At 46.4% G+C, this 9,486-nt stretch carries 8 protein-coding genes, 1 tRNA gene and 1 other RNA gene; all 10 read right to left on the bottom strand.

Annotation, left to right across the window (positions count from 1 at the left end; all coding sequences use genetic code 11):
• Positions 1–343 precede the first annotated feature (343 nt).
• Positions 344–616 (bottom strand): pro-sigmaK processing inhibitor BofA family protein, encoded by a 273-nt coding sequence (locus CHX35_RS02595; protein ID WP_176391835.1) that lies wholly within the window; start codon positions 614–616, stop codon positions 344–346.
• Between the two features lie 133 nt (positions 617–749).
• Complete coding sequence (locus CHX35_RS02590; RefSeq protein ID WP_176391834.1) at positions 750–1,733, bottom strand: CPBP family intramembrane glutamic endopeptidase; 984 nt, start codon at positions 1,731–1,733, stop codon at positions 750–752.
• Between the two features lie 67 nt (positions 1,734–1,800).
• Entirely contained in the window at positions 1,801–2,397 is a 597-nt protein-coding gene (gene recR / locus CHX35_RS02585) for a recombination mediator RecR (RefSeq protein WP_091833359.1), read from the bottom strand.
• A gap of 53 nt (positions 2,398–2,450) precedes the next feature.
• Complete coding sequence (locus CHX35_RS02580) at positions 2,451–2,762, bottom strand: YbaB/EbfC family nucleoid-associated protein (RefSeq protein WP_091833356.1); 312 nt, start codon at positions 2,760–2,762, stop codon at positions 2,451–2,453.
• Between the two features lie 34 nt (positions 2,763–2,796).
• A complete protein-coding gene (dnaX, locus tag CHX35_RS02575) occupies positions 2,797–4,551 on the bottom strand; it encodes a DNA polymerase III subunit gamma/tau (protein ID WP_091833353.1) in 1,755 nt (584 codons plus the stop codon).
• Positions 4,552–4,687: 136 nt separating this feature from the next.
• On the bottom strand, positions 4,688–6,190 hold the full coding sequence (locus CHX35_RS02570; protein ID WP_140413525.1) for an ATP-binding protein: 1,503 nt from the start codon (positions 6,188–6,190) through the stop codon (positions 4,688–4,690).
• Positions 6,191–6,441: 251 nt separating this feature from the next.
• An RNA gene (ffs, locus tag CHX35_RS02565) (signal recognition particle sRNA large type) lies at positions 6,442–6,708 on the bottom strand.
• Positions 6,709–6,861: 153 nt separating this feature from the next.
• A complete protein-coding gene (locus CHX35_RS02560; protein WP_245838587.1) occupies positions 6,862–8,514 on the bottom strand; it encodes a S8 family peptidase in 1,653 nt (550 codons plus the stop codon).
• Between the two features lie 336 nt (positions 8,515–8,850).
• Positions 8,851–8,943: transfer RNA gene (locus CHX35_RS02555), tRNA-Ser, on the bottom strand.
• A gap of 58 nt (positions 8,944–9,001) precedes the next feature.
• Entirely contained in the window at positions 9,002–9,484 is a 483-nt protein-coding gene (tadA, locus tag CHX35_RS02550) for a tRNA adenosine(34) deaminase TadA (RefSeq protein ID WP_091833348.1), read from the bottom strand.
• Positions 9,485–9,486: the final 2 nt, after the last annotated feature.

Below are 9,486 nucleotides of genomic sequence, written 5' to 3'. Positions count from 1 at the left end.
TGTATTAGGCACGCCGCCAGCGTTCGTCCTGAGCCAGGATCAAACTCTCCGTTAAAAGAAGTTTGTGACTCATTATTTCAAGAATTGAACAGGTCATTTCATTCGCTCTTCAGTTTTCAAGGAACGCGCTGTTTCCGCTGTCTTAGCCGGTGCCGCTCTCTCGCGGCGACAAGATCCATCTTATCATTTTCACTCGATCTTGTCAACAACTTTTTTCATTCTTTTTTCGAAGCCCTTTCGGCTTCTGTCTCTTGCGTGGCCCGGCTTTCCGCCGCGCCGCCGCAGCGACAAGTAATAATTTATCACGAATCGGGGCATAGGTCAACACCTTTTTAAAACTTTTTTAGCCCCCAATTAAGAATACCTTTACTAACAATAAACAAACCAATCCCGGCATCCCCAGTACCCCTGTGATAAAGGATGTCACAGGATTAATCGGAATGCGAAAATCAATCATTTCGCCCGCTAGGTTTAATAAAAACAGGACTAGCGCACCAACCGCTGTGTACAAAACACCCATCCACAACCATCGCAAAGGTTGTGTAAAGGAACGACTCATCATCATAAATAACATTAACCCACCAACAGCAGCGATTCCCCACCACCCGATTTCCATACCAAAGCCCCTTTCGCATTCATTTGGTACAAGCATATGAATGCGGGCTTTCTATTAGAACAAGATGGTGATAAGGGGTAAACCTGCTGTTTTCCTCCGTAAGATAGGGGCATGACTTATAGCGCCATTTCCATTATCGAAAAAGATCAAACAGAACAGAAGCTGTATTGTTGATGATATGAAAGAGGATCGGAACCCATAGGCTACGAAAAACTCCATATAAACCACCCAGCACCAAACCTAACACAAACAAAGGAGCGAGATACGTAATATCAGCATGAAACAACGCAAAAAGTAACGCAGACATAACGATCGCTACACCTGTTCCTAGGCGACGCGAAATCCCACCCATAATTAAACCGCGAAATACCATTTCCTCTGCAATCGGACCAATCACACCAATTAGTAAGATCTGTCCTCCCACTGAAATAAATCCAACCTCCGCCGCTTGTTTAATCCCAGCAGAAATGCTCTCTTCTCGCCATGAACCGAGATCGAGGTGAAACCAATTGGCAACCGGATTGGTTACAAAGGGATCCAAAAAAAAGTAGGTTAAGCCGTACGCCACCACCACTGCAACAAAGGCAAAACCTGCTTTTTCCGCACGAATCCTTCGGAACCCCAATTCCGATAGACGTCCCTTAAAGAGCCATAATGCACAAAGGATCATCAAACCATGGGGTAGGTAGGGAATCAGCAAGCTAAACCAGCCCTGATTCACGTGAAACGATTCAACGATCAGCATAAACATCATCGTGCTTAATTGAAGCCAAGAAAAGTAATAAACAAAATCCCTGCCTGTCAGCGCGCCACCACTCCCTCGCTCGTACTGAAAACGGGTAATCAATCCGAGCACCACAAAAAGGATGCCACCGCCAACATTACAAGCCGCCCACAAGAGCCAGATCAGCGCAAAAACGAGCCCCTCTGCATGACCATTCTCTACTCTCCATAATCCCTGTGCTGTCTGTTTCCATTCCAAGGACGCAAATTCCATCGGAATCATCAAAAAAAAGCTAATACACAACAACCACGCTGCAACATCCCGCCATGTTAGAGAGCGCCTGGACCTTAATGCGGGTGAAAAATGTGTACCCATATCTTGTATTCGCTCCAAGAAACTCCCCCCGGTTTTGAGAAACGTATTCATCTTTATTTAGTCACGGACCGGTCCTATTAGAACCTTATAACTCCCTTCGACCTTCCATCGCCTTTGTCAACGTCACCTCATCTGCATACTCCAAATCCCCGCCAACGGGAAGCCCATGGGCTATCCTTGTCACTTTGATACCAAAGGGTTTAATAAGGCGCTGTAAGTACATCGCCGTCGCTTCGCCTTCAATATTGGGGTTGGTTGCTAGGATAAGCTCCTGCACTGTTTCATCTTCAAGCCGCTTCAATAAATCTGGAATGGACAACTCATCAGGACCAATTCCCTCCATTGGAGAAATGGCGCCATGTAACACATGGTATAAACCGTGATACTCTTTGGTGCGCTCCATCGCGATGACATCACGAGGATCTTGAACAACACAAATGACCGACCGGTCTCTTCCTTTATCCCCACATACCCGACAGCGTTTTTGATCAGTGATATTGCTACATTCCTCACAGCGCTGTAAATCTCGCTTCGCACGTACCAAGGCTTTAGCCAATTCCATCACATCTTCTTCTTCCATACTCAGTACATAAAAAGATAACCGCTGAGCGGTCTTTGGTCCAATTCCAGGCAAGCGCATAAAGCCATCAATTAATTTGGATATGGGATCAGGGATATACATATACTCGGCCTCCTCATAATGATGTTTCCCCTCTCAGAAAAAAAACCTGTTCCTTAGAACAGGCCTGGGATATTCATCCCACCAGTTAATTTTCCTAAGTCATTAGCAACCAGTTCATCGACTTGCTTCATTGCTTCATTCACTGCCGCTGTCACGAGGTCTTGTAGCATCTCTACGTCTTCTGGATCAACCGCTTCAGGGGCAATCTCCACGGATAGTACGTGCTTATGACCATTCATACGGACTTTAACGATACCGCCTCCCACGGAAGCTTCTATTTCTTTATCAGCAAGTTCCTCTTGTGCCTTTGCCATCTGTGACTGCATCTTTTTCATTTGTTTCATCATTTGATTCATATTCTTCATGGGTATACCCTCCCTTTAATTATCCATCTTATCGTTAATCGGTGATTTCAACCAACTCTTCACCAAAAAGCTCCACCGCGCGTTGTACAGGATCTACCTCTGTGGATGCAGGCGACTTTGCTGGTTTCGTAGGGGTTTCGACAGTCGTGGTTGCCGTCACTTGCATGGCGCCTTGCTGTTGCTCCCACTCTCCACGCATCATCGTCACAAGTTCCTTCTCAGAACCAAAAACCTCCGTCAACACTTGCTGAATAAGGGCTTTATTCCCTTTTTTCTCCGTTGTTTCTCGATGAATCGGGCTTTTAAATGCAAGCAAAATCCCGTCTTTTGAAGCAGCTACTGGCTCACCGTCAATCAACCAAGCATGGACGGTAATTTTACGTTCCTTCACTTGGGCAAGCACCTCTGGCCACCGTTGTTTTATAGGTTGTAGTTGTTCGGTTGAACACTGTTCCAATAAACGGGTAACGGATGCAGAAGAAGAAGCGCTTCTCACACTTCCAGGCTTGGTATAAGCATCAGAAGCGGTTTTTTTATAACTTCCCTCTACTTCATTCTTTACTGAAATAGGGGCCCCCTGAGGTTTGACCCCATCGGTTTGCTGGCTCAATTCAGCAATGCGCGCTTCAAGTTGCTTCACTTGTTCAGCCAGCCGATGAAATTCCTGACTCACTTCCCTTTGCGGCACCTTTGCTTCCGATGATTCTGGTGGCTGACAAAGGCGAATCACCGTCAATTCCAATAAAATACGAGGGTGAACTGCCCATTTCATCTGTTGTTGAGCATGAATCAGCGCCTCTAATAGGGCCCCCAACCCCGAAGGATCGGCTTGGTTCATTAAACCAAGGACGGCTTCATCATTTGCCAGCCTTGCTTTCACCTCATCTAACTCAGGGGCTGCCCCATACACTAATAGATCGCGCGTCAGCAATATTAAGTCCTGAACCAACCGTTCTGCTTCAAGACCGTCCATTAACAACTGATCGACGCGATCCAAGGAGACTGAGGTATCTCCGCGAATAATTGCATTCATCAATTCAGCCAGTGCACTCCGTGATACGGAACCGGTTACTTGGCGAACCGCTTCTTCATCCACTTTATGGGGAGAAAAGGCGAGTACCTGATCCAACAAACTAAGTGCATCCCGCATTCCACCATCAGCTGTTTGCGCGATGGCAGCCAAGGCTGCATCCCCCGCCTCCACTCCTTGTGCTTCACATACCCGGTGAAGGCGAGCAAGCAGGTTCCCCAAAGTATGGCGGCGGAAGGAAAACCGTTGACAACGGGAAAGGATGGTTGCTGGTAACTTATGAGGTTCTGTCGTTGCCAGGATGAAGACCACATGATCCGGCGGCTCTTCTAACGTTTTCAATAAAGCGTTAAAAGCCTCTGTCGTTAACATATGAACTTCATCAATAATATAAACTTTATACCGCCCTTCACTCGGGGCATATTTCACCTTGTCCCGCAAATCTCTGATCTCGTCTACCCCTCGATTAGAAGCCGCGTCAATTTCAACGACATCCATCAGAGATCCTTCTGTAATTTTGCGACACATCTCACATTCATTGCAGGGCATGGGTCCTGGACCGTGTTGACAATTAATTGCTTTTGCCATGATTTTAGCAGCACTTGTTTTTCCTGTTCCACGTGGGCCGCTAAAAAGATAGGCATGAGAAATATGCCCTTCAGAAAGAGCATTTTCTAATGTAGTTGTCACATGCTCCTGCCCCACAAGATCTTCAAATGTTTGAGGCCGCCACACGCGGTAAAGCGCCCGATAAGTCACGAGCAACACTCCAAATCCTCGAACCGACACCTACAAAGGGACGATCTGGGACAGTTTGATACTCCCATCATACTACAGTTTTAACCGATTTTCCAAAGGCCTCTTCCAACAAAAAAACGCCGCAACAGCGGCAAAATTACTTCACTAAAGCAGGGATAAGTACGGTAAACGTCGTTCCCCAATCACCCGAGGATACATGAATGGTTCCCCCCATGTCATGTACTATTCGCTGACAAACGGACAGACCCAGTCCTGTCCCCGTTTCTTTCGTAGTAAAGAAGGGATCAAAGATCTTCTCCAAGGCATAAGTCGGGATTCCGGGGCCCACATCAGCCACTTCAATCCCTAATTGCTCTTCTTCTTTTAACCACCGGATACGAATGGTAAGAACTCCTCCATCCCCCATTGCTTCAATTCCATTTTTGCATAGATTAAGAAATACCTGTTTCAATAATTCTCCATCAGCCATAATTTTAGGGAGATCATCTTCAAGCTCTTCATAACGTACTTCTGTATTATGTAAAATGGCTTCATTTTCAATCAAAGGAAGGAGTTCTTGCAATACATCGATTACCTGGACCGGATACATTCGCGCACTACGGGGCTTAGACATGAGAAGGAATTCACTCAACAAGTCGTTGATTCGATCAATCTCTCGCAGCATGATTTCTGTATATCCCTGCTCTTTTAGATCCCCTTTCTCACGAAGAGCATGTTTCATTACTTGCAAAAACCCTTTAATCGAAGTCAGTGGATTGCGAATTTCATGGGCCGTTCCCGCGGCAATTTGACCAATCATCGCCAAACGATCCGTTCGCCGTAATTGCATTTCCAACGTATGAAGGTCGGTAACGTCGCGAATCATCAAGTAGGATCCCACTCTATCGCCTGAAGTATGATCGATGGGCTGATAATCAATAACCGCTTCAATGTGATTGTCAGCCACTTCCCAAGCCGTTGAAAAATTCCGGAAAAATTCTCCCTGTGTGCATTGATCAAAAAGTGTTGATTGAGATGCTACAGGATTCACATTACAAAAAAGGTCACGCACGGTTTCACCGAGTACTTGTTGCCGCCGAATCCCTAGCAACTCGCAAGCAGCTAAGTTAATTTCCACTACAGAGCCTGCTCGATCAAACACCACAACCCCTACACACAAATCAGATAAAAGCGCCTCAGCGTGTTGTTGCACAATCGTTAAAGGCTGTGACTCAAACGTGAACAGGAGAAGATGATACCATCCACTCCGACTCCGTCCACTGATCAATTGTATGACCACTGGAGGCGGAGGGGATAATCCCTTGACTTGAAGGTTCCCATGAACCGAAAGCATTCGATTCTCTATATCGGTTGTTCCCTCTGTTTGAGTAATATACTTCTCCACTTCCTGTGGCAAAGTAACGAAGCGGGTGCAAGGCCGCCCCAGGATCTCATCCCGTTCAGACCGAAGAGTATTCACCAACTGGTGATTAACTGCCACCACCCCTCCCTGGTCATCCACGAGCATGACAGCTTGAGGCATCCGTTCCACCCAGGATGTCAACTGATCGAGCTCCATGTCGAGATGAAACGCGATGGGCACTTTGTTATCGCCTCCGTCCTCCTCAAACTTTTCCCCAGCACCCTCTCCACCAATCATCCTCTATTACTACGCGATGGTAGAAATTAGCTGATGATCCAATACACCGACATCTTCATCCATATTTTCACCCTTGATTTTTTATTCGCGTTTATCCTTTGCTCTTCCTCCCCTCTCTTGGAAATTTTCTATAAAGATAGGTGGTTTTTTTAAATTTTAACAAATTAAAAAGAACCGATGCCCCTTCTCTACAAGGCTTCGGCTCTTATGCTAAAACGTTCCGTTAACGTTTGAAATGTATGTATAGGATACCGTGCACCTGCCATCGACACGATCTCCCCGGGTGGGCTCCATGTGGTCAGCTCAGATCAGGCGCCCCTGCGGCACACGGAAAACACTCCTTAGTGCTGCTTCCGTCAGGACCTGACACGGTTCAAAGGTTCCCGTTGCGCAGGACCTGTTCGTCAACACCTTCCACATGGACCAAACCCCGCAAAGATCGAACCTCGGGCAGGAATTCAATCCCGTTATAGCGGATTACGGGTTACAGGGCACCGCTAACTCCCCATCTAGCACGGTTCATTCATTGTAACATAGAGCAAACTAGATTTACAAGGAATGGGTTGACAGCCTGGTGACAACACAGTACTCCCTTTCACCTCATCAATGCTAGAGGAGCCATCGCATTTGGATGGCTCCTCTGATGGCTACTTCACTTCGATCTGACGATCTTATTGATCGTCTCCAACCAGATCAAAGGGATAACTATAGGCACTAAGATCAATATTGTAGTTTCCACTTCCTGAAGTGGTCGTTACCTGCGCTTTATATTCGCCCTTTTCCGTTGGCTGATAAACCAAATTCAGCTGTGGACTACTACTTGAACTACTCTTGACCAACTTGCCAGATGGATCATACAGATTGACACGGTAAGTGGTAGAGGAAGATGTCCAGTTCGGCACAATGACCGTCAAGGAGATCGGAACCCCTTCTTCTAACTTTTGTACATTCATTCTCCATGTATCTATTTTTCCTGTAGCCGGGATATCCTCTGCACCAAAATGTAAGTTGGTTGAGAAGAGTCCCTCCGTCTCTTTGCCATATTTGGCAACTTGGACGGCACCAAAGGAATTTACTTTCCCACCACCGTAATAGATATCGACCCCTTTGGGTCCCATATCGTGGGCCGTGGACATGAGAATGGATTTTACTTCCGCAGGGGTCAGCGAAGGATTTGCAGCAACCATCAACGCCGCTGTTCCCGCTACATAAGGAGAGGACATACTCGTTCCACTATAAGCAACATACTTATCATGGGAATTCGCCTTTGGAGCGATGATACCCACACCCGGCCCACTCACATCGGGTTTAATGCGACCATCTGCGGTCGGTCCACGACTCGAGAAGGTGGCCAATGTAAAACCACCTCGGGTAGGATCAGACATGGCTCCTACAGTGATGGCGTCCTTTGCTGCTGCAGGTGATCCGATGGTTTTTTCACGGGAGCCACTATTCCCTGCGGAAACTACAGGAACGATCCCCGCTGCTGCTGCACGATTGACTGCGAGTGAAATTGAATCTTGACCATTTGAGCTACCAGCTAAGCCCAAACTCATGTTAAGCACATCAATCCCATAGGTATCCTTATTGGAAATGACCCAGTCAATCCCTGCAAGTACTTGGTTCATCGAGCCACTCCCAAAGGCGTTAAGCACTTTAACCCCTACAAGGGATGCACCTGGAGCTGCGCCTTTATTTTGTTCCCGAGACCCCTCACCTGCTGCAATTCCTGCCACATGAGTTCCATGCCCCTGATCATCATAGGGAGCCGTACGACCATTTACCGCGTCGTGCCAACCAATCACTTTCCCACCATCGAGATTGATATGGGTATTATCGATTCCCGTATCAATAATGGCAACGGTTGCATCCTCTTTGGAATAATGGGTGGGATCCCCATCTCCATCGCCAGTAATATTGAGGCGATTGGCTTTATTTACTTCATGAGAGCCAAACCAAATGGTCGATTTATACATATGTGCCTTTACCGTCTCATCATAATCAATGCGCTTTACATTGGACATCGCAGCCAACTGATTCACTTGATCCGCCGTTACATTCGATGCAATGGAAGGAAGATTCTTATATGCCTTTCCTCCAGAGAGGCGAGAAACTTTCTCCTTCTGATCTCTAGAGTTTTTCTTCAGAGTGATAATTACGGAAAGCTTACCATTTTTGCTTTTTTCCTTCATTTTTGCTTGCAAAACCTTGGAAAGCTTTTGTTGCGGTGTTGCTGTTTTGACAGTTGATGCAAAGGTGAAGTTCGTAAAGGTGAGTCCAAATACCAACAACATGACTGCGCCAATCCACAACGTACGACCCATCTTCAAAATTATCACTCCTTTTCAATTTCCCTGTTTACCCTATGAAGACAAAAAGCTTGTTATTCAATATTTTTTTAAAAATTAAAAAATATTAAATAACAGAAGGCGACCTTTCAAGGGAAACCACCCGTGAAAAGTCATGCCGTTATTAGGAAGCAAAGGGCAGGCAGGACCTAATATTCCGTGTTTGTAACCATCATTAGCTAAGACCATCCTTTTAAAAACTGCCAATACACCACTAGCAAGTCATCCACAGCACTTATTACAACCCTAATATAATAAGAAGCCGCCCAAAAATTTGGACAGCTCTCTCTTTTTAACCTAGACCCCTTGATTTGGCAGAGAGGGTGGGATTCGAACCCACGGTACGGGTAAACCCCGTACAACGGTTTTCGAGACCGCCTCCTTCAACCACTCGGACACCTCTCCATAATTATCCTCACAAACTCCATTGTAACCAATCCATTATAAATCGTCAAGATTGATATCAAGGGGATTCACTCGCGTCCTTTGCCTTTCTCTGGGATCGCAAGTGGCGAAAAAAATTCCTCAATAACACGCCACATTCTTCTTCCATCATGCCATCCATCACAGTAACTTGGTGATTAAAACGGGAGTCGGTCAGTAAATTCATCAACGTTCCTGCACATCCACCTTTAGGATCATAGGCTCCATAGACCAAGGTTTCGATCCGAGAGAGCATGATGGCCCCTGAGCACATTGGACAAGGTTCTAAAGTGACATACAACTGACAGCCAGACAAGCGCCAATCCCCTGTATGCTCTGCAGCTTGACGAATAGCAATCATCTCTGCATGGGCGGTAGGGTCATGATCCGTTTCGCGCAAATTGTGTCCGCGGCCAATAATTTCTCCATCCTTTACCACGACCGCTCCAATGGGAACTTCTCCGATTAACTCTGCTTTCTTGGCTTCTTGTATCGCCTCTCGCATATAGATCGCTACACTCATCG

It is taken from the genome of Marininema halotolerans (genome assembly GCF_900116235.1).
Taxonomy (GTDB): domain Bacteria; phylum Bacillota; class Bacilli; order Thermoactinomycetales; family DSM-45169; genus Marininema; species Marininema halotolerans.
This window is presented reverse-complemented; position numbering and strand designations above follow the sequence as displayed.